The sequence below is a fragment of the Chromobacterium amazonense genome, from assembly GCF_001855565.1.
Classification (GTDB): domain Bacteria; phylum Pseudomonadota; class Gammaproteobacteria; order Burkholderiales; family Chromobacteriaceae; genus Chromobacterium; species Chromobacterium amazonense.
Window position 1 is genome coordinate 26808 of the sequence record NZ_MKCR01000016.1, and the last position, 22904, is coordinate 49711.

Sequence of the window (22904 nt, forward strand, 5' to 3'; positions counted from 1 at the left end):
TGCGGGCCGCCTGGCGGCCCGTTCAACGCATTTGAGCGGCCCGGATCACGGGCTGCCGCCAGACTATTGCATATCGCTTAGAGGAGACTTTCAATGGCTACCCCGCATATCAACGCCAAGGATGGCGCCTTCGCCGAAACCGTACTGATGCCGGGCGATCCGCTGCGCGCCAAGATGATCGCCGAAACCTTCCTGGAAGGCGCGGAGCAGGTGACCAATGTGCGCAATGTGTTCGGCTACACCGGCAGCTACAAGGGCAAGCGCCTGTCGGTGATGGCGCACGGCATGGGCATCCCGTCCGCCAGCATCTACACCACGGAGCTGATCAAGGACTACGGCGTCAAGAACATCATCCGCATCGGCTCCTGCGGCGCGGTGACGCCCAATATCAAGCTGCGCGAGCTGTTCATCGCCATGGGCGCGTCCACCGACAGCAAGGTGAACCGCATGCGCTTCAACGACCACGACTACGCTGCCATCGCCGACTACACCCTGCTGCGCACCCTGGTGGACACCGCGGCGGAGCAGGGCAAGAAAGTGACCGTCGGCAATGTGTTCTCCGCCGATCTGTTCTACGGCGTGCAGCCGAACATGCTGGACGTGCTCTCCAAGATGCAGGTCAATGTGATCGAGATGGAGCTGGCCGGCATCTACGCCGTGGCGGCCCAGTACGGCGCGCGCGCGGCTGGCATCCTGACCGTGTCGGACATCATCCCGACTGGCGAAGCCACCAGCGCGGAAGAGCGCCAGACTTCTTTCCGCGACATGATGGAAGTGGCGCTGGACGCGGCGATCAAGCTGTAAATCGCTGATTTGCCGATGAAACGGGCGCCGAGTGCGCCCGTTTCGCCTTGCTGTGGCAAGGGTGTCTCATTGGCGCACATGATTTATCGTGCAGTGCACAAAAATTACTTGCCTAATTCCGGTGGGATACTGATAATCGGTATTGCATCAGGGCGTTACGCACTGTGGCGCTCTGGTGTTGTCTCCTCCATCCTCCTTCTCAAAGGTGGAACTTGGCGCAACACGCAGCAGCGTTGCGCTTTTTTTTTGACCATATTTACCACGCGTCGCACAGTTTCCCGCCCTCCGGAAATCTGTTGTGTCACAAGGGTTTGACAGCTACCCGGCCATTGCTCTAAAATCCGTAACTTTCAAGAATTACGATGGAAGAGTTCCATGAAGACCTTTTCTGCCAAGCCGCATGAGGTAAAGCGCGAGTGGTACGTGGTCGACGCCGCCGATAAGGTGCTGGGTCGCCTGGCTGCCGAAATCGCCCGCCGCCTGCGTGGCAAACACAAGCCGGAATTCACTCCGCACGTAGATACCGGCGACTTCATCGTTGTGGTGAACGTCGAAAAACTGCGCGTGACCGGTACCAAGGCCCAAGACAAGAAGTACTACCGTCACTCCGGCTACCCGGGCGGTATCTACGAACGCACTTTCACCGAACTGCAAAACCAGTTCCCGGAACGCGTTCTGGAGAAAGCCGTCAAAGGCATGTTGCCGAAGGGTCCGCTGGGTTACGCCATGATCAAGAAGCTCAAGGTGTACTCTGGTTCCGAGCATCCGCACTCCGCCCAACAGCCCAAAGTGCTGGAAATCTGATTTTAAGGCATAACAATGAACGGTAAATACTACTACGGCACCGGCCGTCGCAAGAGCTCCGTCGCTCGCGTGTTCATGCAAAAAGGTTCCGGCCAGATCATCGTTAACGGCAAGCCGGTTGACGAGTATTTTGCCCGCGAAACTGGTCGCATGGTCATCCGCCAGCCGCTGGTCCTGACCGAAAACCTCGAATCCTTCGACATCAAGGTAAACGTGGTTGGCGGTGGTGAAACCGGCCAGGCCGGCGCAATCCGCCACGGCATCACCCGCGCCCTGATCGACTTCGACGCCGCTCTGAAGGCTTCCCTGTCCGCCGCTGGTTACGTTACCCGCGACGCTCGTGAAGTTGAGCGTAAGAAGGTCGGCCTGCGCAAAGCACGTCGCGCCAAGCAGTTCTCCAAGCGTTAATCGCTCGGTTCTGCACGGAAAAAAACCGCCCGGCCTTGGCCCGGCGGTTTTTTCTTTTCTGTATGTGTTGCCGTGGCGGCCTGCTCTGCCTAAACTGTCGCCTTTGCGACATTTTTTTATATAAAGGGCTGGCCATGATCAAGGTTGGGATCGTCGGAGGAACCGGTTACACCGGGGTGGAATTGTTGCGCTTGCTGGCCAAGCATCCGCAGGCCCGGGTAACGGCAGTGACCTCGCGCAAGGATGCCGGCATCCGCGTCGACGAGATGTTCCCCAGCCTGCGCGGTCGCATCGACTTGGCGTTCACCACGCCGGATGAGGCCAGGCTGCAGGATTGCGATGTTGTTTTTTTCGCCACGCCCAACGGCATTGCCATGCAGGAAGCGACGGCTTTGCTGGAGGCCGGCGTGCGGGTGATAGACTTGGCGGCGGACTTCCGCATCAAAGACGTCTACGAGTGGGAGAAGTGGTACGGCGTCAAGCATGCCGCGCCGCGTCTGGTGGCCGACGCCGTGTACGGCCTGCCGGAAGTCAACCGCGAGGCGATCCGCAGCGCGCGGCTGGTGGCCAACCCGGGCTGCTACCCGACCGCGGTGCAACTGGGCTTCCTGCCCTTGATCGAGGCGGGCGTGGTCGACGCCGGCAGCTTGATCGCCGACTGCAAGTCCGGCGTATCCGGCGCCGGCCGCAAGGGCGAGATCGGGGCGCTGCTGGCAGAGGCCGGCGATTCCTTCAAGGCCTATGGCGTGGCCGGCCACCGTCACCTGCCGGAAATCCGCCAGGGTCTGTCCCATATCGGCGGCAAGCAGGTCGGCCTGACTTTTGTGCCGCACCTGACGCCGATGATACGCGGCATCCACGCCACACTGTACGCGCGGCTGACCAAGGATGTCGATCTGCAGCAGCTGTTCGAGCGCCGTTACGCCGGCGAAGGCTTCGTCGACGTGCTGCCGGCCGGCAGCCATCCGGAAACGCGTTCGGTGCGCGGCGCCAACCTGTGCCGCATCGCCGTGCACAAGCCGCAAGGCGGCGACACCGTGGTGGTGTTGTCGGTGATAGACAATCTGGTCAAGGGCGCAGCCGGCCAGGCGGTGCAGAACATGAATCTGATGTTCGGCCTGCCGGAAACCGACGGCCTGGATGTGGTGCCCTTGCTGCCCTGATGGGCGTAGGGCGGGGGCCCCAAAGGAGCGATCCGCCCCTCGCCGATCAAGCCTCATCGTCGATTGGGCGCGGCGGAACGCCCGGCACGGCCGGGCTTCCTCCCTACGACAATCGTGCCAGGGGCTGTTGACGTTTGGGGAGAGGTCGCGCCGGGATGCATTTTGCGCCGAATCGAGGCGTTTCGCGCGCCGCATAGCATTCTCTGCCAGCGCGTAACAACGAAGAGTCGGCGCGAAAGGCGCCCGGCCCTTCGGGTTTGGCCGCTTTGGTCCGGAAGCCGCGTTGCCCAGTCCTTGCATAGAATGACTATGCGTCGGACTGCGCGCCTTGCTTCCGGGCCAAATCGGCTCAAACGCGATCCACTCACCAAACGTCAACAGCCCCTAGGGGCTTGAATACTCGCCATCCGCCCCGATATCCGACTAAAATAGTGGGTGAATGGCCGCGACCGGCCCGATTGAAATGCGAGGTTACACATGACAGAAGCTGCTACCGAAATGCCGAGCCCGATCAACTTCACCGACAGCGCCTGCACCAAGGTGCTGGACTTGATCGCGGAAGAGGGCAATCCCGACCTGAAGCTGCGCGTCTTCGTGACCGGTGGCGGCTGTTCCGGCTTCCAGTACGGTTTCACGTTCGACGAGATCGCCAACGAGGACGATACCGCCATCGAGCGCCAGGGCGTGACTTTCCTGGTGGACCCGATGAGCTACCAATACCTGGTCGGCGCCGAGATCGACTACCAGGAAAGCCTGGAAGGTTCGCAGTTTGTGATCCGCAATCCCAACGCCACCACCACTTGCGGTTGTGGTTCTTCGTTCTCGGTGTGATACTGAGCGAAGGTGAGAACCAGGCTCGGGCACTTGCCCGGGCCTTTTTGCTGTGGAATCCACGACATGAACAAACTGCCGCCAGTGGTATTGCCCAAGATAGAATTCAACCGAGAGTTCACTTTCACTGACGCCGATTTCGAACGCATCCGCAAGCTGATCTACAAGGAAGCGGGGATTGCGCTCAATCCATCCAAAAAAGACATGGTGTACGGCCGGCTGGTGCGCCGCATCCGCGAGCTGAAGCTGCCTGGCTTTGCCGCCTACGTCGATTTTCTGGAGTCGATAGGCGGCAAGCGCGAGTTCGAGCAGTTCGTCAACGCGCTGACCACCAACCTGACCTTCTTCTTCCGCGAGGAGCACCATTTCCCCATCCTGTCGGAGCATCTGAAGAAACGGGCGGCGGCCGGCGGCGAGTTGTCCATCTGGTGCGCGGCGGCCTCCACCGGCGAGGAGCCGTACTCGCTGGCGATCACCGCGCTGGAGGCCTTTCCTGGCGTATCCCGGCCTAACATCACCGTGCTCGCCACCGACCTGGATACCAGCGTGCTGGAAACCGGGCGCACCGGCATTTATTCGGCAGACAAGATCGCCCGGCTGCCGGCCGGCCATGCGGTCAAGTATTTCGACAAGCTGCCGGACGGTAGTTACCAGGCCAAGCAGGCGCTGCGCAATATGATCACCTTCCAGCGGCTGAATCTGGTGGAGGGAAACTGGAGCGTGCGCAAGCAGTTCGACGCCATTTTCTGCCGCAATGTGATGATCTATTTCGACCGCGATACCCAGTTCGGCGTGCTCAAGCGCTTCGCCCCGCTGTTGAAGCCGGACGGCCTGCTCTTCGTCGGCCACTCGGAAAATTTCTATTTCGCGTCCGATTATTTCCATCTGCGCGGCAAGACCGTGTACGAGCACGCCAAGAAATAGGCGGTTTGTCCGACAAAATAGTCGCCGCCGCGCGCATTTGGCTTTAACATTCCGCCATAACGGGCAAGCGCGTCTTGCCCGTTGTCTTGTCTGATGGAGGCGGAATGCGTGTGGCAGTACTTGGGGCCGGCGTGGTGGGCGTGTCCACCGCCTGGTTCCTGGCCAGAATGGGCCATGAAGTGGTGGTGCTGGAGCGGGCATGCGGCGCGGCGCGCGAGACCAGCTTCGCCAATGGCGGCCAGTTGTCGGTCAGCCAGTCCGAGCCGTGGGCCAATCCGCGCGCGCCGTGGCAGGTGCTGCGCTGGCTGTGGCGCGACGACGCGCCCCTGCTATTCCGGCCCCGGCTGGAGCCGGCGCAATGGCGCTGGATCGCCGATTTCCTGCTGGAGTGCCTGCCCGGGCGCGATCACGGCAACACGCGGCAAATGGTGGCCTTGGGGCTGTATAGCCGCGATGCGATGCGCCAGCTGCGCGAGGAAACCGGCATCGCCTACCGCCGCCTGTCGCGCGGCATTCTGACCCTGCATTACACGGCCGGCCAGCTGGCCCTGGCCGAGCGCGCCGCTGCCAGGATGCGGCGGCTGGGGGTGGATAAACGGATTCTGGCGCCCGATCAGCTGTTGGCGTTGGAGCCGGCCTTGGCGCCGGCGCTGCCGCAACTGGCCGGCGCCAGTTGGTGCCCGGACGACGAATCCGGCGATGTCCATCTGTTCACGCGCGGACTGGCCGAAGCGGCTGCCGGCTTGGGCGTGGAGTTCCGCTACAATACCCGGATCAATGCCTTGGAGGCGACGGCCGGCGCGGTCAGCGCGGTGTCGGTGACGGGGCCGGACGGCAGTTACCAACGGGTGACGGCCGATGCCTATGTGTTGGCGCTGGGCAGCCATTCTCCGCTATTGACCGCGCCGCTGGGTTTGCGCCTGCCCATTTATCCGGCCAAGGGATACTCGGCGACGGTGCCGGTGAGGAGCCTGGTGGCCGCGCCCATGGTCAGCATTACCGACGAAGCGCATAAGCTCGTATTCAGCCGGCTGGGCGACGAGCTGCGCATCGCCGGCACGGCTGAATTGTCCGGCTATTCGTCCCATCTCCATCCGGCCCGCTGCGCCGCCTTGCTGCGGCGAGGGCAGGCCCTGTTTCCCGACGCCTGCGACTGGGATGCCGCGCGTTTCTGGACCGGTCTGCGGCCGGCCACGCCGGGCAATGTGCCGCTGATCGGTAAGAGCGGCATCGGCAAGCTGTATCTGAATACTGGCCACGGCACGCTGGGCTGGACCGAAGGCGCCGGTTCGGGGCGGGCGCTGGCGGAAATCATCAGCGGCCGCAAACCGCAATTGGATTTTGCCTTCCGCGGCGTGTGAAAAACCGCTGGCGCATTGCGCCGGCATCTGGAGCAAGCATGAGCGAAGTACAGGAAATGACGCCGTACCAGTTGTTGGGCGGCGAAGGCGTGGTGCGCTGGCTGGCGGACCGATTCTACGACATCATGGACAGCGAGCCGGCGGCCAAGCCGCTGCGCGACATGCATCCGGCCGACTTGTCCGGTTCGCGCCAGAAGCTGTTCATGTTTTTGTCCGGCTGGCTGGGCGGCCCGTCTCTGTACATGGAGGCTTTTGGCCATCCGCGCCTGCGCATGCGCCACATGCCCTTTGCCGTCGACGAGGCGGCGCGCGACCAGTGGATGCTGTGCATGCGGCAGGCGGTGAGCGAACTGGTGGTGGAGGATGGGCTGAAGGACAAGTTGCTGGAGGCGTTTTACAACACTGCCGATTTCATGCGGAACCGCTAGGCGCGGTTGACTTTTGTCATGCGAAGCAGCGGTGAAATAAGCGCTTTGGTTAATTTGTTAACACTTCTTGACGATTGCTCGGCTTGGTCCATGATAGAAGAAATCATGGTGAGGGTTCGGCCATGTGGCATCGTCTGTCATTCTCGCTCGCGGTCTGGCTGCAGTGCGGCGCCGCCATCGCGTCTTGCCTGCCGCAGGCCATGATGTGCGCTTCGCCGCGCGATGCGGCCGTGCAGAAGCAGGATTTGACGCCGCAGGGGCTGCAGCTGGGTCCGGTGCGGCTGGAGCAGGATGCGGACGGCCATACATTGCGGCTGGTGCCCAATGTGAACCTGGGCAAGCGCACCCATCTTACCGTCAAGATGCACAATAAGGACGTCGGCCTGAAGCTGCGCTTCAATACCGACTGATCCCTCCTCAGCGCGGCCGGTGGCCGCGTTCTATCTGCACGCCTACCCGTTTGACGCCGGGCAGGATGCCCAGCTTGGTCACCGCTACCCTGACCCACGGCGCGCCGAACTCCTCGCGCACCATTTTGGCGATATGCTCGGCCAGGGCCTCCAGCAGCAGGAAGTGCTGTTCCTCCAGCGATTGGCGCAAACGTTCCACCACGACGCCGTAGTGTATGGTGTCGCCAATATTGTCGCTGTGGCAGGGCGTGTCGCTGGGAATGCCGATTTCCAGGTCGATTTCAATGGTCTGGGCGGCGGTGCGCTCCCAGTCGTACACGCCGATCACGGTGTCGGCGCGCACTTCGCGCAGGAATATGATGTCCATCAGTCCTAGGAGGTTGGGCTTTGGCGCCCGATACCGTAAAATCCGAAACCTCCTATTCTAATCTAACGGACACACCACCACCATGACCACGACCGCATTTGCATTTGTCCTGGCGGCCTATCTGATCGGTTCGCTGTCTTTCGCCGTGATCGTCAGCAAGGCGATGGGCATGGCCGACCCGCGCAGCTACGGCTCCGGCAACCCCGGCGCCACCAATGTGCTGCGCAGCGGCAAGAAGCTGGCGGCGGCGCTGACGCTGCTCGGCGACGGCGCCAAGGGTTGGGTGGCGGTGGCGCTGGCCGCCTGGCTCGGGCCGCGCTACGGCCTGGGCGAGCAGGGCATCGCCATGTGCGCGCTGGCCGTGCTGTTCGGCCACATGTGGCCGGTGTTCTTCGGTTTCAAAGGCGGCAAGGGCGTGGCTACCGCGGTAGGCATTCTGTTCGGCATCAGCCTGCCGCTGGCGCTGGCGGCGATCGCCACCTGGCTGTTCATGGCCTTCGTGGTGAAGATTTCCTCGCTTTCCGCCTTGGTCGCCTGCGTGCTGGTTCCGGTTTACGCCTACTTCATCCTCGGGCCGCAGAGCGTGTTCTTCGGCACCTGCATCATCATCGCCATCGTGGTGATCCACCGCCACAAGTCGAACCTGATCAAGTTGATGACCGGCCAGGAAGACAAGATAGGCGGCAAGAGCGACGCCGGCTGACGCCTGATTTTCGCCAAACAAAAAGCCGTCCCGGATGGGACGGCTTTTTGTTTGGCGATGGGGATCAGTGGAAATCGCTGGCGAAACGCTCCCAGCGCGGCATCCAGTTGCCGGTGATGTCGGCGGAGGCGATGACGCCGACGGCGCGCCCGATCAGCAGATTGCGCGGCACCAGGCCGAAGTAGCGCGAGTCCGCGCTGTCGTCGCGGTTGTCGCCCAGCATCATGTACTGCCCCGGCGGGATCGTGATTGGACCAAAGCTGTTGCGGGCGTTGACGCCGGCCAGCCATTGCACGCGGTGAGGCGGCAGCGCGCCGCTTTCTTGCAAACGCAGCGCAGGCAGCGCCACATTGGCGGCAACTGTCTCCGTCAGCTGCTGCAGCGGTTGGTAATGGGCGGTGCGGCCGTTGATGATCAATTCCTCATTGCGCATTTCCACCACATCGCCGGGCACGGCGACCAAACGCTTGATCAGCCGCGTGCCGTCCTTGGGCGATGCGAAGGTGACGATGTCGCCGCGCTGAGGTTCGCCGGTGCGATGCAGGATGACGTTGCTCAAGGGCAGCTTCAGGTCGTAGGCCAGCCGGTTGACCAGCACCAGGTCGCCTTCCAGCACGGTGGGGCGCATCGAGCCGGACGGGATCGGGTTCCAGTCCGCCACCGCGGTGCGGAACAGGCCGAATACCAGCACGAAAACGAGAAAGCCTCGATTATTGCGGAACCAGCGCTTCATTGCAGTCCTTTGTCAGTGAGATTGGCGTTCAACCATCGGACAGCACGCGGATATGGGCGGCGACGCTGCGGCCCAGCGCCGACAGGTCGTAGCCGCCTTCCAGCACCGATACGATGCGGCCGGCGCAGTATTGGTCGGCGATCTGCAGCAGATGGCGCGTCACCCATTCGTAGTCGGCCTCGGTCAGGCCCAGCGAACCCATGTCGTCTTCGCGGTGGGCGTCGAAGCCGGCGGAAATGAACAGCATTTGCGGCTGGAAGTCGTGCAGCAGCGGCAGCCAGACGTTTTCCACCGCCTCGCGGAATTCGCGCCCCCCGCTGCCCGCTTTCAGCGGCACGTTGTGCATGTTCGGACCTTGCGGCTTGTCGCCGCAATAGGGGTAGAACGGGTGCTGGAAGATGGAGACCATCAGCACGCGCGGATCGTCGTGCAGGATTTCCTCGGTGCCGTTGCCGTGGTGGACGTCGAAATCCACCACCGCCACCCGCTCGAACTTGTACTGCGCCAGCGCGTGGGCGACGCCGACGGCGATGTTGTTGAAGAAGCAGAAGCCCATCGCCTTGTCGCTCTCGGCATGGTGGCCGGGCGGGCGGATGGCGCAGAAGGCGTTGGGCGCCTTGTCCTCGGCCACCAGCTCCACCGCCTTGATCACGGCGCCGGCCGCGCGGTGGGCCGCCTTCAGCGTGCCGGGCGACATCGCGGTGTCCGGGTCCATGCGGAAGGTGCCGACGCTGGGCGCGCAGGCTTCCAGGTATTCGACGTAGCGCGGCGGGTGGACGCGCGCCAGCTGTTCATAGGTGGCTTCCGGCGCTTCGACTTCCTGCAGGGTGTCGAAAATCTGAGAGGCCATCAGCTGGTCGCGGATAGCCGTCAGCCGCTCCGGGCATTCCGGGTGGCCCACCCCCATATTGTGCAGCAGGCAGTCGGGATGAGTGATGTAGGCCGTCAGGCCGTTGCGCTGCAGGCGGTTTTTCAGCCAGTTGAACACGTACGCTCCCTACGCGCTTACAATGGATGGCGATTATGTGATTTTGATAAATACTGCGCGCAACCGGGGTCAAATGCAATCTCTCTCCCTTGCCTACCGGCAACTGAACACGCTTATCCTGGGCAAGCCGCAGCCGATCCGGCTGGCCTTCGCTTGCCTGATCGCGCGCGGCCATCTGTTGATCGACGATGTCCCCGGCGTCGGCAAGACCACGCTGGCGCACGGCCTGGCCGCCGTGCTGGGCCTGGATTACCGCCGGGTGCAGTTCACCAGCGACCTGCTGCCGGCCGATATCCTGGGCGTCAGCATCTATCAGCGCGACGGCGGGCGCTTCGAGCTGCACAAAGGGCCGGTGTTCACCCAGGTGCTGCTGGCAGACGAGATCAACCGCGCCTCGCCCAAGGTGCAGTCGGCGCTGTTGGAGGCGATGGAGGAGCGCCAGGTGTCGATAGACGGCGAGACCCATGCGCTGCCGTCGCCGTTTTTCGTCATCGCCACGCAGAATCCCGGCGAGCAGATGGGGACGTTTCCCTTGCCGGAATCGCAGCTGGACCGCTTCCTGATGCGGATCTCGTTGGGCTATCCGCCGCGCGAGGCCGAGCGCGCGCTGCTGATGGGCGAGGACAGGCGCGACCTGCTGGCGCGATTCCAGGCGGTGATTTCGCCGGGCGAGCTGCAGGCGCTGCAGCAGCAGGCCGCCGCCGTGACGGTGGCGCCGGCCCTGGCCGATTATCTGCTGGCGCTGCTGGAAGCCACGCGGCGTCCCGGCCTGTTCGTCACCGGGCTGAGTCCGCGCGCCGGGCAGGCCCTGGTGGCCGCAGCCCGCGGCTGGGCCTTGCTGTCCGGGCGCGATCATCTGCTGCCGGAGGACGTCAAGGCGATCTTTCTGCCGGTGGCGGCGCACCGGCTGCAGTCGGCGTCCGGCGTGGACGTCGGCCAGGAACTGGAGCGGCTGCTCGCCCATGTCGCCATTCCGTGATCGCTTGCGGCATTGGTGGCTGGCGCGGCTGCCGCTGCAGGATCGCTGCGAACTGACGCAGCGCCGGATATACCTGCTGCCTACCCGTTTTGGCTTGCTGTTGCTGACGGTGGCGCTGGCGGTGTGGGTGGGCGCGCTGAATTACCAGGTCAGCCTGGCCTATGCCCTGGCGTTCTGGATTGTGGGTCTGGCGCTGGTGGCGGTGCTGATGGCCTATCGCCAGTTGTCCGGCCTGGTCGTGTCGGCCGAGGCCGGCGCGCCGGTGTTCGCCGGCGACCCTGCCGGTTTCCGCCTGCGGCTGGACAGTCCGCAGCCGCAGGCGCGGCAACTGTCGCTGCATCTCTTGGGCCGGGACGATGCCCTGATTCCCTGCGTGTTCGACGGCTATGGCGGAGAGGCGGCGCTGGAGGTGCCGACCACCCGCCGCGGCTGGCTGGCGCTGCCGCCATGCGTGGTGCTAAGCGACGCGCCATTCGGCTTGATCCGCGCCTTGGCCGTGTTGCGCCTGGACGCGCGGGCGCTGGTCTATCCGGCGCCTTTGCCCGATGCGTCGCGCGGCGCCGGCGAAGGCGATGGCGGGGAGGGCGGCGATACGCGTCCAGGTGGAGACGACTTCTCCCACCTCGACGCCTACCGCCATGGCGATACGCCGCGGCAGATCGCCTGGAAGGTGCTGGCGCAGCGCGACACCTTGGCCAGCAAGCGTTTCGTCGGCGAGGCGGGCAGCGCGCTGCGGCTGATCCGCTGGAGCGATTACGGCCAGGAGCTGGACGCGGAGCGGAGATTGTCGCGGATGGCCTGGCGGGTGGAGCAGTGCGAGCGTCAACACCAGCACTACCGGCTGTGCCTGCCCGATGCCGAGATCGGTCCGCAGCCGCGGCAACGCGATCTGGCGCTGGCCGCGCTGGCCTTGTTCGGGAGCCGCGGATGAGCGGGGCGGGGCCGGCCATGCGCCATGGACCGGCGCTGCTGGCATTGGCCTGGGTCATGCTGCCCTTGGCATGGTTTCTGCCGCTGTGGTTGATGGCCCTGGGCGGCGCGGCCTTGCTCGGGCGCGGCTGGCTAGCCCGTCGCGCTGGGCGCTTGCCGTCGCGCTGGTTGCTGTTGCCGCTGCTGATGCTTTCCATCGGCGGAGCTTGGCTGCAATTGGGCACCTTGATCGGCCGCGAGGGCGGCGTGGCGCTGCTGGTGCTGCTGACGGCGTTCAAGGCCTATGAAACCGCCACGCCGCGCGACTGGCGCGTGCTGTTAGCGCTGGGTTTTTTCCTGGCGGCGATGCCGCTGCTGTTCAACCAGTCGCCGCTGATGGCGGCTTGGCTGGTGGCCGCCTTGCTGTTGCTGACCTGGGCCACCGCCATGCTGGCGGGCGGCTTGCCGCGCGGCAGCTGGCGCAGCGCGGCGCAGGCCTTGCTGTTGTCGCTGCCCATCATGCTGGTGCTGTTCGTGATGATGCCGCGCCTGCCGGAGCCGTTGTGGAGCATGCCGCGGCAACAGCCTGTCGCCAGCAGCGGCTTGGGCGAGGATATGGAGCCCGGGAGCATCAGCAAACTGATTCTGAATCGCGAGCCGGCATTCAGCGTGGTGTTCGATGGGCCGCCGCCGCGCCAGGATCAGCTGTACTGGCGGGTCATGCTGTTGGACGCGTTTGATGGCAGGCGCTGGCGTCGAGCGGCCGAGGAGAGGGTATCGCCGCTGGCGGTCACGGGCGGCCGTGAGTTGGCTTACAGCCTGACGCTGCGCGCCGATCAGGGACGTCTGCCGGCTTTGGAGATGCCGCTGGGCGCCGCGCCGGGCAGTCATCTGGCGTCCGGCGGCTTGCTGCGGCAGGATCGCAGCCAGGACGATCTGGCGCGTTACCCGCTGGTCAGCATGGTCGACGCGCGCGTCACGGAGCCGCTGTCGGCCGGCAGACGCGCCTTTTATTTGCAACTGCCGCCTGGCAACGCCAGAAGCCGCGCGCTGGCATGGCAACTGCGGCAGCGCGGCGGCAGCGAAAGCGGCTTTATGCGGGAGGCGTTGCAATATCTGCGGCTGGGGGCCTTCCGCTACACCTTGCAGCCGCCATTGCTGGGCGAGCAGCCGGTGGACGCGTTTCTGTTCGGCGCGCGGCAGGGGTTTTGCGAGCATTACGCCTCGGCCTTCGCCTTTCTTGCCCGCGCCGCCGGCATGCCGGCGCGGGTGGTCATCGGTTACCAGGGCGGGGAATACAATCCGCTGGGCCGCTTCTGGCTGGTGCGCTCCTCCGACGCCCACGCTTGGGTGGAAGTTTGGCTCGCGGATCAGAGGCAATGGCTGAGAGTGGACCCGACCTCGGTGGTTTCTCCGAATCGGCTGGAGCAGGCGGCGGAACAGTCTTTGCCGGCTTTGCGCGGCGCGGACTTCGCGGGCGCGGCGCTGCCGCCGCAATGGCTACGCCGGTGGCGGCAGCAATGGCAGGCGGCGGATTTCGCCTGGCAGCAATGGGTGGTCGGTTACGATGCCGCCCGGCAGCGCGGTTTGTTCCGGCGACTGGGATTGGGAGACCATGTCGATGGCGGCAGCGTGGTGCGCGGCCTGATTATCGGCATGGCGCTGGCGCTATTGCCCTTGGCTTGGTGGTGGCGCAGACGGCCGCGGCGGCCGCCGCTGGCCGAAGGATGGATGAGGCTGCGGCAGCGGGTGGCGCAGCGCGGCGTCGCAGTCTCGCCCGCGCTTGGGCCGATTGAGCTGCTGAAGGCGGCCCAGGGCCTGCCGCGCGAGGATTTTGCCCGTCTGCAGCGCTTGGTGAAGGAGTATGTCGAGCTGCGCTATCGACAGCAGCAGGCCGATGCGGGGCGGGAGCGGCGCTGGTTGCGCCAGGCGCGCCGCTGGAAATGACAAGGCCCGGCATGGGGCCGGGCCGATGAACGAGGTTTGCCGCGTTTAGAGCAGGAAGTCGCGAGAGATGCCCTTGCGGCGCAGGATGCGGCGCAGTTGCTCCAGCCCTTCGATCTGGATCTGCCGCACGCGCTCGCGGGTCAGGTTCAGCGAGGCGGCCAGCTCTTCCAGCGTGCAGATCTCGTAGCCGTTCAAGCCGTAGCGGCGTTCGATCACCAAGCGCTGCTTCTCGTTCAACTGGCCCAGCCAGTCATGCACGAAGCTTTCCAGTTGGCTGTTGTGCAGCTGCAGCTCCGGCTCCTCATGCTGCTCGTCCGGGATCGATTCGCCGATGGACAGCATCGGGTCGATGTCCAGCGGCGCATCCAGCGAGGCCATGCGCTCGTTCAGGTTCATCACCTTGCGCACGTCGTCCACCGGTTTGCCGACCAAATGGGCGATTTCGTCCAGCGTGGGTTCGCGCCCGATCTGGCTTTCCAGGTGGCGCGAGGCGCGCAGGTAGACGTTCAGTTCCTTGATCACATGCACCGGCAGCCGAATGGTGCGCGATTGGTTCATGATCGCCCGCTCTATGCTTTGGCGTATCCACCAGGTGGCATAGGTGGAGAAGCGGAAGCCGCGCTCCGGATCGAACTTTTCCAGCGCGTGCATCAAACCGATATTGCCTTCCTCGATCAGATCCAGCAGCGCCAGTCCGCGGTTGATGTAGTGCTTGGCGATGTTCACCACCAGGCGCAGATTGTGCTCGATCATTTTCTGGCGCGCTTCAAACTCCCCGGCGACTACGCGGCGCGCCAGCGCCAGCTCTTCTTGCGGGGTCAGCAGCGCGTTGTTGCCGATGTCGTTCAGGTAAATCTGGGTGACATCGGCGACCACGTCTTCAAAGGCCGCGGTGCTGTCCGCGCTTTCCTCGGCTTCGGCTTCCGCTGCGCCTTCTTCGGCGGCTTCCTCGTCGAGAATTTCGCTCTCGTCCAGAATGTCGATTTCGTTGCTCATGTCTCTACCCCCGTCGCTGTCTGGTCCCGGCGGGGGCAGAGCCTACCCGCTAGGACTTGTGTTCAAGATACTGCATCGGATCCACAGGCTTGCCGAAACGGCGCACCTCAAAGTGCAGCTTGACTTGGTCGGCATCGGTATTGCCCATTTCGGCAATCTTCTGCCCTTTTTTGACAGACTGTCCCTCCTTGACCAGCAGCTGGCTGTTATGCGCGTAAGCCGACAGGAAAGTCTTGTTGTGCTTGATGATGATCAGCTTGCCGTAGCCGCGCAGCCCGGTCCCGCTGTACACCACCTTGCCATCTCCTGCCGCGAGCACCGGCTGGCCCATGCGCCCGCTGATTTCAATGCCTTTATTGCTTTCCGAGAAACCCTTGATGAGCTTGCCCTCGGTCGGCCACAGCCATGCCACCGCGTCTTCTTCCTGCTTGGCCGCGGGGGCGCTGGCCTCCTGCGCCGGCGCGGCGGCAACTGCCGTGCTGGCTTCCTGCTTTTTCCCCGGGGTGGGGGAAGGGGTTGAGCTTGATGCCTGAGCGTTGTTTTTGGCTGTAGCGCGGCCCTCGCTCTGAGCCGCGATGTCCTTGGCCGCTTCGCCGCTGTAAGGCAGCTTCAGCGCCTTCGGATACGTCTTGACCGCGCCGCCGGCCGCCGCCGCGGATTCCACTGGCGCAGTCTGCGCCCCTGCCGCCGTGGCAACCGGCGCCGGTCTTGCATCACCGCCCGGCGGCGTCAGCCGCAACACCTGGCCGACCTTGACGCCGGTGTCCGGCAGGTTATTCCAGGCCGCGACATCCTTATACTTCAAGCCATGGTTCAACGAGATCCGGAACAGATTGTCGCCCGGCTTCACCACGTAAGTCTGTTCGCCTGCGGCTGGCGCGGGCGTTGCCGGCGCTTGGCCCACAGGCTGCATATTCAGGTTGCCTGCGTCCCGGTAGGGCATGGCTTCCGTGTTGGCCGCATGATTTGCGTTGGCTGCCACCGGGGCCGGTTTGTTGCTGCTTATCGTCGAGGGCGCCGCGGATTCCACCGGCGCCGCCTGCTGTACCATGCTGCTGCAGCCGGCTAATGCGGTGGCGGCTAGCGCAGCTAATATATGGGCATACCTGCAATGCATTTTTAGCATGTTTTTGTGTAGAAGCGTTTAAGTTGGGGTCTTGCTCGATTGTCTGACAGTGATAGTGTTGCGTTTTTGCAGTTTTAACTGCGTCCATTGAGCAGGGGCACAAATTTCACTGAATCGAGCCTGGTCTTTTGCAAACCTTGCGCGGTTTTCTCCAGCAGCCATAAATGTTGCTCGCCGTCTCCCAGCGGCAGCACCATTCTGCCGCCGTCGGCCAGCTGATCCACCAGGGCGGTCGGCACCGCGCGCGCTGCGGCGGTGACGATGATGCCGTCGAAGGGCGCGGCCTCGGCCAGTCCGGCATTGCCGTCGCCGTGCACTAAGCGTGCGTGAACCAGCTTGGCGGCGCGCAGATTGCGTCTTGCTTGGTCCAGAATCGTGCCCAGTCGTTCCACTGAATAGACTTCGGCGCCCGCCTTCAAGAGCACCGCCGTCTGGTAGCCGCAGCCGGTGCCGATCTCGAGGATCTTGCCGGGCGGGCGCCCCTGGATCAGCAGTTCGGTCATGCGCGCCACCGTCAGCGGCTGCGAGATGGTCTGGCCGTGGCCTATAGGCAGCGACACATCGTCGTAGGCGCGGGTGGCCAGGGCCTGATCGACGAACAGATGGCGAGGCACTTCATGCATGGCGGACAGCACTCGCTCATCGGCGATGCCATGCTGGCGCAGACGGTCGGTCATGCGCCGGCGCGTGCGCTCGGAAAGCATGCCGTAAGCCTGGCTGTTCTGTGTCAGCGGTGAAGCCATGTGGAAATCCTGTCCAATTGCCCGTAGGCGGTCAGATCCAGCATCAGCGGCGTCACAGAGGGCTGATTCGCCGCAATGCAGCCGAAGTCGGTACCGGCTCCGGCGTCCTGCACTGCGCCGACCGGCCCTACCCAGTATATCGTCTCGCCGCGAGGATTCTGAGATTTGATCACCGGCTGCGCGGCGTGGCGGCGTCCCAGCCGGGTGACTTGCATCGCGCCGAGTTGTTCCGGCGGCGTGTCCGGCACGTTCACATTCAGCAGCACCGGCTGGGCGAACGGCTGTTCCAGGCAGCGTTCTACCAATTGTTCCACCACTTTGCCGGCGGTGGCGAAATGCCTGCCGCTATGGCCGGCCAGCGAAACCGCGATGGACGGGATGCCGAGCATGAAGCCTTCGGTGGCGGCCGCCACCGTGCCGGAATACAGCGTGTCGTCGCCCATATTGGGGCCGTGGTTGATGCCGGTGAACACCATGTCCGGCTTGAAATCCAACAGTCCGGTCACCGCCAGATGCACGCAGTCGGTGGGGGTGCCGTTGACGTAGTAAAAGCCGTTGTCCGCCGAGCGCACCGTCAAGGGGCGGTCCAGCGTCAGCGAGTTGCTGGCGCCGCTGCGGTCGCGGTCCGGCGCCACGACCACCACCTCGCCGTAACGCCTCAGCGTTTGGGCCAGCATGGCGAGGCCTGGGGCGGCGTAGCCGTCATCGTTGCTCAGCAGAAACTTCATACTGTCTTTCCGTATTCATCGCGTGATTGTAGCGCCGCCATCATGACAGCGAATAGTGCCGCGAGGCGGCGGCGGACCGTAAAAAAACCCGCTTCGGGCGGGTTGTGCGGCCTGGCTCAGGCGTAGTAGCGTTTGCTGAATTCCAGCATGCGCTCAATCGGCACGCGCGCGGCGTCCATCTGCTCGGCGCTCAGGTAGTCGATCACCAGACCTTCGCCTTGCTGGGCGCGCTTGACCGCTTCGATGCTGTTCATCTTCATGTAAGGACAGGAATTGCACTGGCAGCCGGCGTAGATCGGCGCCTGGCGCAGGTCCAGATCCGGGCGGGCCAGCCCCATGTTGTACAGGATGCCGTCCTCGGTGGCGACGAAGATCACCGCCTTGGTATTGCCCTGGTAGTTTTTCACCCAGTTCAGCATGCCGGAGGTGGAGCCGACGTAATCGGCCTTCTTCAGCACCGGCAGCGGGCTTTCCGGGTGGGCGATCAGGTATTTGTCGCCGGACGCGGCGGCGAAGGCCTCGTTCAGCGCGGCCTCGTTGAACTTGTCGTGCACTTCGCACACGGCGGACCACAGCGGCATGTCGTAGCCGTACTGGTCGTTCAGGTAGCCCCCCATATTGCGGTCCGGCGAGAAGATGACTTTTTTACCTTCGGCATACAGATGCGCGATGATGTCGTCGACATTGCGGCTGGTGACGATCCAGTCCGATACCGCCTTGTGTTCGGCGCTGGAGTTGATGTAAGCGACGTGGACATGGTCCGGGTAACGCTTGCGCCACTGGGTCAGCTCGACGACGTCGGTTTGCGTCACCAGCGAACAGGTGGAGCCTGCGTCCGGCAGGATCACCGTGGCTTCCGGGTTCAGGATCTTCGCGGTCTCGGCCATGAAACGCACGCCGGCGAACACGATGATGTCGGCCTGGGCTTCCTTGGCGTACAGCGACAGTTCCAGGCTGTCACCCACTTTGTCGGCCATCTGCTGGATTTCCGGTTGGGTGTAATAATGAGCGAGTGTGACGACGCGTTTCGTCATGGTGTGTCGGCTCCTGCCTGGCCGAGGGTTTCCCGGCCGGTTGCGTGCTGCGGCGCAAAATACGTTTATTGCGAAACTGTAAAGGTTAGCAATATTGTAAAGGCTGCGCCACTAGCTCGGCATGGCCGGCGGCGAAATTCAACCGGTGCGGACCAGCTTACCCACATGTGCATGGTTTGCCGGAGGTCAATATGACGCGCAGGTTCGCTCTGCATGATGGGAAGGGCTGGGCGCCGCCGCGTGACGGCGGCTACGCCGTCCCTCCTTCCCGCTTCGGCAGCCGCTGCTGTCGCGCGCATTTCGCATGGATCACGTAATCTTGCAGTGCAGCCGACGCCTGCCGGCAGGGCGCTACTGATTGATATTGTTTCCGAGGACACGCACGCATGAGGCCACATTATCTGACCCCGCTGTTTTCCCCGCGCACTGTCGCCGTGGTCGGAGCCAGCGATCGTCCCGGCTCCATCGGCCAGGCGGTCTTCGCCAATCTGCTGGCCGGCTCCTTTCAGGGCAAGCTGTTTCCGGTCAATCTGAACCACAAGGTGGTCGGCGGCATTCCCGCGGTGTCTTCGGTGCGGCAGATCGAGGAGCCGATAGACCTGGCTGTGGTGGCGACGGCGATACGCTCGCTGCCGGGCATCGTCAAGGATTGCGGCAAGAAGGGCGTCAAGGCCGTGTTGCTGGCCAAGGAGTTTTCCGACAGCGAACAGCTGGAGCAGGAGCTGATCAACGAGGCGCTGTCCATCGCCCGCCACTTCGGCATCCGTCTGCTCGGTCCGAATGTGCTGGGTCTGATGCGGCCGGTGGCCGGCTTCAACGCCAGCAATTACAACGGCAAGGTGCGTCCGGGCAATCTGGCGCTGGTGTCGGAGTCGTCCGCCCTGTGCGCGGCGATGCTGGACTGGGCGGACAGCAAGGAGATCGGCTTTTCCAGCGTGGTGTCGCTGGGCGGGGCGCTGGATGTCGGATTCGGCGAGATCCTCGACTACCTGGTGGCCGACAACGCCACTCAAGGCATTCTGTTGCATGTTCACCACATCTACGATGCCCGCCGCTTCATGTCGGCGCTGCGCGCCGCCGCCCGCACCAAGCCGGTGGTGGTGATCAAGTCCGGCCGTTTCGAGAACGACGCCGGCGGCCGCACCCACGCCAGCAATCTGGTGGCCAGCGGCGATGTGTTCGACGCCGCGCTGGCGCGCGCCGGTGTGCTGCGCGTGTCGTCGATCGCCCAATTGTTCACCGCCGCCAAGGTGCTGGCGGCCAATTACCGCGTCGGCGGCAAGCGGCTGGCCATCGTGACCAACGGTTTCGGGCCGGGCCTGCTGGCGGCCGACAGCGCCGTGGACTGCGGCGTGGAGCTGGCCAAGCTGAGCGAGGGCACCATGAAGCTGCTGGACAGCGTGCTGCCGCGCAACTGGTCGCACGGCAATCCGCTGGACATCATCGGCGACGCCAGTCCGATGCGCTTCCGCACCGCGGTGAAGGCCTGTGTCGATGATCCGGGCGTGGACGGCGTGATGGTGATCTTCACGCCGCAGGCCGGCACCGATCACCTGACCACCGCGCAACTGATGATAGGCCTGCAGCGCGAGACCGCTAAGCCGCTGTTCCTGTCCTGGCTGGGGGACGCCAAGGTGTCGGAAAGCCGCGAGCTGTTCTCCAAGGCCAAGTGCGCGCATTTCAGCGCGCCGGAATACGGCATCGAGGTGTTCCGCCATCTGGCGGCTTATCAGCACAACCAGCAGCTGCTGTTGCAGACGCCGGGGCCGCTGGAAGGCCGGCGCGACGATCCCGACGTGGCGGCGGCGCGCAAAGTGATAGACGCGGCGCTGGCCGAAGGGCGGGAAATCCTGTCCGAGCGCGAGTCCAAGCAGGTGCTGGCGGCTTTCCATATCCCGGTCAATCCCACCACCTTGGCGCGCAAAGCCGACGAGGCGGTGCGCCAGGCCGAGGCGATAGGCTATCCGGTGGTGCTGAAGATCGATTCGCCCGACATCATCTATAAGAGCGATGTGGGCGGCGTGGAGCTGAACATCAGCAACGCGGCAACCTTGCGCGCGGCTTTCGACGGCATCATCAGCCGCACCCGGCAGGCGCGGCCGGACGCGCGCATCGAAGGGGTGTCGGTGCAGCCCATGCGCAAGCGCCGCTTCGCCCGCGAGCTGATGGTGGGGGTGGCGCGCGACGCCGCCTTCGGCCCGGTGGTGGCGTTCGGCGCCGGCGGCATCGCGGTGGAAGTCATGCACGACCTGGCCTTGGCGCTGCCGCCGCTGAACGATTATCTGGTGGACAACATGATCAGCCAGACCCGCATCGGCCAGTTGCTGGGGCCGTTCAAGAACCTGCCGCCGGTGGATGTGGACGAGCTGCGCCATGTCTTGCTGCAAGTGTCGGAAATGGTGTGCGAGCTGCCGCAGATCCGCGAACTGGACATCAACCCGCTGGTGGCGGACGAGAAGGGCGTGATCGCGCTGGATGCCCGCATCGTGGTGCAGCCGGCAGGCGCAGAGCGCAAGCGCTACGGCCATATGGCCATCATGCCTTACCCCACGCATATGGTGGTGTGCGCCAAGCTGCGTGACGGCACGCCGGTGATGATCCGCCCAGTGCGGCCGGAAGACGCCGATATGCAGCAGGCTTTCGTCCGCAACCTGTCCGAGGAAAGCCGCTACAACCGCTACCTTTCCAGCATCAAGCAGCTGTCGCAGAGCATGCTGGTCCGCTTCACCCAGCTTGATTACGACCGCGAAATGGCGCTGGCGATGACGCGGGAAGGCGAGGCGGGGGAGGAGATGCTGGCGGTGGCGCGTTTCATCACCGATCCGGACAACGAAGCCTGCGAGTTCGCGCTGGAGGTGGCCGACGACTGGCAGGGGCGCGGCATAGGCAATCTATTGATGCAGGCCTTGTTCGACGCGGCGCGCGAGCAGGGCCTGAAACTGATGCGCGGCGAAGTGCTGGCCGGCAACAAGGGCATGTTGAAACTGATGCATAAACTGGGGTTTAGCGTGGAGCCGCACCCCGAAGACAGGGCGCTGACGCTGGTCTTGAAGCCGCTCTGAGCGGCCTATCCGACACAGCCTTGCATTAAGCGCTTGCAAGATAAGGGAAAACTGACCTAAAATCGTGGGCTTTTCTATATCCAGTTTTTTTCAAGGACAATCGACAATGGTAGTGATTCGTCTGGCACGCGGCGGCGCCAAGAACCGTCCGTTCTACAACATCGTGGTGACCGATTCCCGTAACCGTCGTGACGGTCGCTTCATCGAGCGCGTTGGCTTCTACAACCCGGTAGCCAACGAGAAGCAAGAACGCGTCCGTTTCACCATGGACCGTCTGAACTACTGGGTAGGCGTTGGCGCCCAGCTGTCCGACTCCGTTGCCAAGCTGCTGAAAGAGCAGAAGGTCGTAGCCGCTTAATTCGGCTATCCAACATCAAGACGGATTTGGGCGCATGCGCGACGAAGATCTCGTAGTAATGGGCTTTGTGCGCGGCGCCTTCGGTATCAAGGGCTGGGTGAAAATCCATGCCGATACCGAATACGCTGACAGCCTGTTCGATTACCCGACCTGGTGGTTGGGCAAAAACGGCAGCTGGAAGCCGTACGCATTCGAAAACGGCGCTGTTCAGCCCAAGGCCCTGGCGGCCAAGCTGGAAGGCGTCGACGAGCGCGACGCAGCGGAAGCGTTGCGGGGCATGCAGATTGCCGTGCCGCGCAGCGAGCTACCCGAGGCTGGCGAAGGCGAATACTACTGGAACGATTTGATCGGTCTGGCAGTTGTCAACCAGCAGGGCGAGGCGCTGGGCACGGTGGAAACGCTGATGGAAACCGGCGCCAACGACGTATTGGTGGTGAAGGGCGAGCACGGCCAAAGGCTGATCCCCTTCGTGGGTCAATACGTGCTGGAGGTGCTGCTGGCCGAAGGCCGCATCCTGGTGGACTGGGGTCTGGATTACTGATGCAGATCGACGCGGTAACGCTGTTCCCGGAGATGTTCGACTCGATCGCCCGCTTTGGCGTCAGCCAGCGGGCGCTTGACTTGGGCTTGTGGCAGTTCCATGCCTGGAACCCGCGCGATTTCACCCACGACAACTATCGTCGGGTGGATGATCGGCCGTATGGCGGCGGTCCCGGCATGGTGATGCAGATCGAACCGCTGGAGCAGGCGCTTGCCGCCGCGCGCGCGCGTCAGCGCGAAGCCGGCGCCGAGAGCAGCCATGTGGTGTATCTGTCGCCGCAGGGCGCGCGGCTCTCGCACGCCAAGGCGGTGGAGTTGTCGCAACGGCCTGGCCTGATCCTGTTGTGCGGCCGCTACGAGGGCATAGACGAGCGGCTGATCGCCACGCAAGTCGACGAGGAGATTTCCATCGGCGACTACGTGCTGTCTGGCGGCGAATTGCCGGCGATGGTGCTGGCGGACGCGGTGGTGCGTTTGCTGCCGGGCGCGCTCAACGATGCGCAATCGGCGTACGAAGACTCATTTGTGGATGGTCTGCTGGACTGTCCGCACTATACC

Annotated in this window: 25 protein-coding genes; 17 read left to right on the forward strand and 8 right to left on the reverse strand. The window is 63.9% G+C overall.

Features of this window, described 5'->3' with window-relative positions:
• Window positions 1-93: 93 nt before the first annotated feature.
• The 9 genes from deoD (at window position 94) to BI343_RS19995 (ending at window position 7133) form a co-directional block, all read left to right on the forward strand.
• Entirely contained in the window at window positions 94-804 is a 711-nt protein-coding gene (deoD, locus tag BI343_RS09000; RefSeq protein WP_043621691.1) for a purine-nucleoside phosphorylase, read from the forward strand.
• A 375-nt stretch (window positions 805-1179) separates the two neighbouring features.
• Entirely contained in the window at window positions 1180-1608 is a 429-nt protein-coding gene (rplM, locus tag BI343_RS09005) for a 50S ribosomal protein L13 (protein WP_043621694.1), read from the forward strand.
• Window positions 1609-1623: 15 nt separating this feature from the next.
• A complete protein-coding gene (gene rpsI / locus BI343_RS09010) occupies window positions 1624-2016 on the forward strand; it encodes a 30S ribosomal protein S9 (protein WP_043621698.1) in 393 nt (130 codons plus the stop codon).
• Window positions 2017-2150: 134 nt separating this feature from the next.
• Entirely contained in the window at window positions 2151-3179 is a 1029-nt protein-coding gene (argC, locus tag BI343_RS09015) for an N-acetyl-gamma-glutamyl-phosphate reductase (protein WP_071109453.1), read from the forward strand.
• A gap of 498 nt (window positions 3180-3677) precedes the next feature.
• Complete coding sequence (gene erpA, locus BI343_RS09020; RefSeq protein WP_390861608.1) at window positions 3678-4010, forward strand: iron-sulfur cluster insertion protein ErpA; 333 nt, start codon at window positions 3678-3680, stop codon at window positions 4008-4010.
• A gap of 66 nt (window positions 4011-4076) precedes the next feature.
• On the forward strand, window positions 4077-4934 hold the full coding sequence (locus tag BI343_RS09025; RefSeq protein ID WP_043629034.1) for a CheR family methyltransferase: 858 nt from the start codon (window positions 4077-4079) through the stop codon (window positions 4932-4934).
• Between the two features lie 104 nt (window positions 4935-5038).
• Window positions 5039-6295 carry a D-amino acid dehydrogenase gene (locus tag BI343_RS09030; RefSeq protein WP_071109454.1) on the forward strand — a complete coding sequence of 419 codons (1257 nt, stop codon included), beginning with the start codon at window positions 5039-5041 and terminating at the stop codon, window positions 6293-6295.
• A 38-nt stretch (window positions 6296-6333) separates the two neighbouring features.
• The gene (locus BI343_RS09035) at window positions 6334-6723 is read left to right on the forward strand and encodes a group II truncated hemoglobin (protein ID WP_043629037.1); all 390 of its coding nucleotides are present in this window, start codon (window positions 6334-6336) and stop codon (window positions 6721-6723) included.
• A 122-nt stretch (window positions 6724-6845) separates the two neighbouring features.
• Window positions 6846-7133 (forward strand): hypothetical protein, encoded by a 288-nt coding sequence (locus BI343_RS19995; protein WP_043629040.1) that lies wholly within the window; start codon window positions 6846-6848, stop codon window positions 7131-7133.
• Between the two features lie 7 nt (window positions 7134-7140).
• On the opposite strand, the gene BI343_RS09045 is transcribed toward BI343_RS19995, so the two are convergent.
• The gene (locus tag BI343_RS09045; protein ID WP_043629044.1) at window positions 7141-7500 is read right to left on the reverse strand and encodes a dihydroneopterin aldolase; all 360 of its coding nucleotides are present in this window, start codon (window positions 7498-7500) and stop codon (window positions 7141-7143) included.
• Window positions 7501-7582: 82 nt separating this feature from the next.
• Here BI343_RS09045 and plsY point away from each other — a divergent pair, with 82 nt between their 5' ends.
• On the forward strand, window positions 7583-8203 hold the full coding sequence (plsY, locus tag BI343_RS09050) for a glycerol-3-phosphate 1-O-acyltransferase PlsY (protein ID WP_071109455.1): 621 nt from the start codon (window positions 7583-7585) through the stop codon (window positions 8201-8203).
• 64 nt (window positions 8204-8267) lie between these two features.
• Here the strand turns inward: plsY and lepB are convergent, their stop codons facing one another.
• Window positions 8268-8936: a signal peptidase I gene (gene lepB, locus BI343_RS09055; RefSeq protein WP_071109456.1), complete on the reverse strand. Its 669-nt coding sequence runs from the start codon at window positions 8934-8936 to the stop codon at window positions 8268-8270.
• 28 nt (window positions 8937-8964) lie between these two features.
• Entirely contained in the window at window positions 8965-9924 is a 960-nt protein-coding gene (locus tag BI343_RS09060; RefSeq protein WP_043624424.1) for a histone deacetylase family protein, read from the reverse strand.
• Between the two features lie 73 nt (window positions 9925-9997).
• On the opposite strand from BI343_RS09060, the gene BI343_RS09065 reads away from it, so the two are divergent.
• From BI343_RS09065 to BI343_RS09075, 3 genes are read left to right on the forward strand one after another with little or no spacing between them, the layout of a single operon-like run.
• A complete protein-coding gene (locus tag BI343_RS09065) occupies window positions 9998-10903 on the forward strand; it encodes an AAA family ATPase (protein ID WP_071109469.1) in 906 nt (301 codons plus the stop codon).
• On the forward strand, window positions 10887-11834 hold the full coding sequence (locus BI343_RS09070; protein WP_071109457.1) for a DUF58 domain-containing protein: 948 nt from the start codon (window positions 10887-10889) through the stop codon (window positions 11832-11834). The genes BI343_RS09065 and BI343_RS09070 overlap by 17 nt, the downstream gene beginning before the upstream one ends.
• Complete coding sequence (locus BI343_RS09075; RefSeq protein ID WP_071109458.1) at window positions 11831-13759, forward strand: transglutaminase TgpA family protein; 1929 nt, start codon at window positions 11831-11833, stop codon at window positions 13757-13759. The genes BI343_RS09070 and BI343_RS09075 overlap by 4 nt, the downstream gene beginning before the upstream one ends.
• Window positions 13760-13804: 45 nt before the next feature.
• Here the strand turns inward: BI343_RS09075 and rpoS are convergent, their stop codons facing one another.
• The 5 genes from rpoS to nadA all read right to left on the reverse strand — a co-directional run bounded on the left by rpoS (window position 13805) and on the right by nadA (window position 18386).
• On the reverse strand, window positions 13805-14755 hold the full coding sequence (rpoS, locus tag BI343_RS09080; RefSeq protein WP_071109459.1) for an RNA polymerase sigma factor RpoS: 951 nt from the start codon (window positions 14753-14755) through the stop codon (window positions 13805-13807).
• A 49-nt stretch (window positions 14756-14804) separates the two neighbouring features.
• The gene (locus BI343_RS09085; protein ID WP_244886604.1) at window positions 14805-15698 is read right to left on the reverse strand and encodes a peptidoglycan DD-metalloendopeptidase family protein; all 894 of its coding nucleotides are present in this window, start codon (window positions 15696-15698) and stop codon (window positions 14805-14807) included.
• A 257-nt stretch (window positions 15699-15955) separates the two neighbouring features.
• A complete protein-coding gene (locus BI343_RS09090; protein WP_071109461.1) occupies window positions 15956-16624 on the reverse strand; it encodes a protein-L-isoaspartate(D-aspartate) O-methyltransferase in 669 nt (222 codons plus the stop codon).
• The gene (gene surE, locus BI343_RS09095) at window positions 16609-17352 is read right to left on the reverse strand and encodes a 5'/3'-nucleotidase SurE (RefSeq protein WP_043624406.1); all 744 of its coding nucleotides are present in this window, start codon (window positions 17350-17352) and stop codon (window positions 16609-16611) included. Before surE ends, BI343_RS09090 begins: the two co-directional genes overlap by 16 nt.
• A gap of 116 nt (window positions 17353-17468) precedes the next feature.
• Entirely contained in the window at window positions 17469-18386 is a 918-nt protein-coding gene (gene nadA / locus BI343_RS09100) for a quinolinate synthase NadA (RefSeq protein WP_071109462.1), read from the reverse strand.
• 386 nt (window positions 18387-18772) lie between these two features.
• Here nadA and BI343_RS09105 point away from each other — a divergent pair, with 386 nt between their 5' ends.
• The 4 genes from BI343_RS09105 to trmD all read left to right on the forward strand — a co-directional run.
• Window positions 18773-21448 (forward strand): bifunctional acetate--CoA ligase family protein/GNAT family N-acetyltransferase, encoded by a 2676-nt coding sequence (locus BI343_RS09105; protein WP_071109463.1) that lies wholly within the window; start codon window positions 18773-18775, stop codon window positions 21446-21448.
• Window positions 21449-21554: 106 nt separating this feature from the next.
• Window positions 21555-21806 (forward strand): 30S ribosomal protein S16, encoded by a 252-nt coding sequence (gene rpsP / locus BI343_RS09110; RefSeq protein ID WP_011137222.1) that lies wholly within the window; start codon window positions 21555-21557, stop codon window positions 21804-21806.
• Between the two features lie 34 nt (window positions 21807-21840).
• On the forward strand, window positions 21841-22347 hold the full coding sequence (gene rimM / locus BI343_RS09115) for a ribosome maturation factor RimM (protein ID WP_071109464.1): 507 nt from the start codon (window positions 21841-21843) through the stop codon (window positions 22345-22347).
• Window positions 22347-22904 (forward strand): tRNA (guanosine(37)-N1)-methyltransferase TrmD (trmD, locus tag BI343_RS09120; RefSeq protein ID WP_071109465.1); only part of this gene is annotated, 558 nt, incomplete at its 3' end. The genes rimM and trmD, both read left to right, overlap by 1 nt.

Bases quoted from the DNA above. Each gene is read 5' to 3' on its own strand.
- BI343_RS09035 (WP_043629037.1), top strand. From the start codon at position 6,334: ATGAGCGAAGTACAGGAAATGACGCCGTACCAGTTGTTGGGCGGCGAA.
- BI343_RS09075 (WP_071109458.1), top strand. From the start codon at position 11,831: ATGAGCGGGGCGGGGCCGGCCATGCGCCATGGACCGGCGCTGCTGGCA.
- lepB (WP_071109456.1), bottom strand. From the start codon at position 8,936: ATGAAGCGCTGGTTCCGCAATAATCGAGGCTTTCTCGTTTTCGTGCTG.
- rpoS (WP_071109459.1), bottom strand. From the start codon at position 14,755: ATGAGCAACGAAATCGACATTCTGGACGAGAGCGAAATTCTCGACGAG.
- argC (WP_071109453.1), top strand. From the start codon at position 2,151: ATGATCAAGGTTGGGATCGTCGGAGGAACCGGTTACACCGGGGTGGAA.
- BI343_RS19995 (WP_043629040.1), top strand. From the start codon at position 6,846: ATGTGGCATCGTCTGTCATTCTCGCTCGCGGTCTGGCTGCAGTGCGGC.
- rpsP (WP_011137222.1), top strand. From the start codon at position 21,555: ATGGTAGTGATTCGTCTGGCACGCGGCGGCGCCAAGAACCGTCCGTTC.
- BI343_RS09065 (WP_071109469.1), top strand. From the start codon at position 9,998: ATGCAATCTCTCTCCCTTGCCTACCGGCAACTGAACACGCTTATCCTG.
- BI343_RS09045 (WP_043629044.1), bottom strand. From the start codon at position 7,500: ATGGACATCATATTCCTGCGCGAAGTGCGCGCCGACACCGTGATCGGC.
- deoD (WP_043621691.1), top strand. From the start codon at position 94: ATGGCTACCCCGCATATCAACGCCAAGGATGGCGCCTTCGCCGAAACC.
- BI343_RS09030 (WP_071109454.1), top strand. From the start codon at position 5,039: ATGCGTGTGGCAGTACTTGGGGCCGGCGTGGTGGGCGTGTCCACCGCC.
- rplM (WP_043621694.1), top strand. From the start codon at position 1,180: ATGAAGACCTTTTCTGCCAAGCCGCATGAGGTAAAGCGCGAGTGGTAC.
- nadA (WP_071109462.1), bottom strand. From the start codon at position 18,386: ATGACGAAACGCGTCGTCACACTCGCTCATTATTACACCCAACCGGAA.
- BI343_RS09070 (WP_071109457.1), top strand. From the start codon at position 10,887: ATGTCGCCATTCCGTGATCGCTTGCGGCATTGGTGGCTGGCGCGGCTG.
- surE (WP_043624406.1), bottom strand. From the start codon at position 17,352: ATGAAGTTTCTGCTGAGCAACGATGACGGCTACGCCGCCCCAGGCCTC.
- plsY (WP_071109455.1), top strand. From the start codon at position 7,583: ATGACCACGACCGCATTTGCATTTGTCCTGGCGGCCTATCTGATCGGT.
- BI343_RS09025 (WP_043629034.1), top strand. From the start codon at position 4,077: ATGAACAAACTGCCGCCAGTGGTATTGCCCAAGATAGAATTCAACCGA.
- BI343_RS09105 (WP_071109463.1), top strand. From the start codon at position 18,773: ATGAGGCCACATTATCTGACCCCGCTGTTTTCCCCGCGCACTGTCGCC.
- erpA (WP_390861608.1), top strand. From the start codon at position 3,678: ATGCCGAGCCCGATCAACTTCACCGACAGCGCCTGCACCAAGGTGCTG.
- BI343_RS09090 (WP_071109461.1), bottom strand. From the start codon at position 16,624: ATGGCTTCACCGCTGACACAGAACAGCCAGGCTTACGGCATGCTTTCC.
- rimM (WP_071109464.1), top strand. From the start codon at position 21,841: ATGCGCGACGAAGATCTCGTAGTAATGGGCTTTGTGCGCGGCGCCTTC.
- BI343_RS09085 (WP_244886604.1), bottom strand. From the start codon at position 15,698: ATGCCCTACCGGGACGCAGGCAACCTGAATATGCAGCCTGTGGGCCAA.
- rpsI (WP_043621698.1), top strand. From the start codon at position 1,624: ATGAACGGTAAATACTACTACGGCACCGGCCGTCGCAAGAGCTCCGTC.